The sequence below is a fragment of the Streptomyces sp. LS1784 genome, assembly GCF_020103755.1.
Classification (GTDB): Bacteria; Actinomycetota; Actinomycetes; order Streptomycetales; family Streptomycetaceae; genus Kitasatospora.
In genome coordinates this window covers 1-1,158 of sequence record NZ_JAHSQD010001096.1, presented here as the reverse complement: position 1 = coordinate 1,158, position 1,158 = coordinate 1, and the positions used below count along the sequence as shown (strand labels likewise).

Here is a 1,158-nt window from a genome sequence, read left to right as displayed (position 1 = left end):
GGTGCGGGCCCGGAGCGGCCGCGGGCGGCGAGAGCCGCCGCGAGGGCGACGGCCACGGCTCCGGCGACGCCCTCGGGGTGGGCGTGGGTGACCTCCGCGGACAGCGCCGCCTGCTCCGCCGCCTCGTCCAGGTCCGCGGAGAACCAGGCGCCCAGCGGGGCCACCCGCATCGCCGCGCCGTTGCCGAGGCTGCCCTGGCCGTCGAACAGCTCCCGTGCTGCGGTGCGCCAGCCCCCGGGATCCCCGGCGAGGGCGGGCAGCAGCTGGTGCATCCCGTGTCCGTACCCGCGGCCCGGATCCGCCCGGTAGTTCGCCGCGAAGGCCTGGGCGAGCCGCTCCTGGTGCACCGCGTCGAAGGCGGTCAGGACGCCGAACACCGACAGGGCCATGGCGGTGTCGTCGGTCCAGTGCCAGGGGCCTTCCTCCGGGGCCCGCCGGGCCCGGATCTGCTCGAAGGCCTCCTTCGGTGAGCGGAACAGGGGGAACCAGCGCTCCCCGAATCCGTCCCCGAGGGCCAGGCCCTCCAACGAGTCGCGGGCGGTGGAAAACGATGTCATCCCCGCATCCTGGCAGCGGCCGTGGGCCCGCGCAGCCGGATTACCGGCCGCGCGGGCGGTGGATCGCGGGTCAGTCGCCCAGGACGGCGATCCGCCCGGTGCTGAGCCCGGCGGCGACGCGCGAGACGGCGTCCGAGGCGGAGGCCAGTGGCACCCGGGCGCTCACCAGGGGGCGGAGGACGCCCTGTTCGGCGAGCCTGGTGAGCTCGTCGTGGGCGGTGCGGACGGCGCGCGGGTCGTGGGTGTTGTAGAGGCCCCAGTGCAGGCCCAGGATCGCGTAGTTCTTCACCAGCGCATGGTTGAGAGCCGGGGTGGGGACCTGCCCGGCGGCGAAGCCGACCACCACGATCCGGCCCTCGAAGGCGATGCACCTGGTGGAACCGGTGTACGCCTCGCCGCCGACCGGGTCGAAGACCACGTCCGCGCCGTGTCCGTCGGTGGCCTCCTTGACGGCGGCGACGAAGTCCCGCTCCCGGCGGTCCACCACCAGGTCGGCGCCGAGCGCCTTCGCCGTCCGCGCCTTCGCCGGCCCGCCGACCACGGCGATCACCCGTGCCCCGGCGGCCCGGCCGAGCTGGACCGCCGCGCTGCCGACCCCGCC

Annotated in this window: 2 protein-coding genes; both read right to left on the bottom strand. The window is 76.1% G+C overall.

Going from position 1 to position 1,158, the window contains the following annotated elements; genetic code table 11:
* Nucleotides 1–557 (bottom strand): ADP-ribosylglycohydrolase family protein (locus tag KS423_RS45900; protein WP_224285576.1); only part of this gene is annotated, 557 nt, incomplete at its 3' end.
* A 70-nt stretch (nucleotides 558–627) separates the two neighbouring features.
* Nucleotides 628–1,158 (bottom strand): zinc-binding dehydrogenase (locus KS423_RS45895; protein WP_224285575.1); only part of this gene is annotated, 531 nt, incomplete at its 5' end.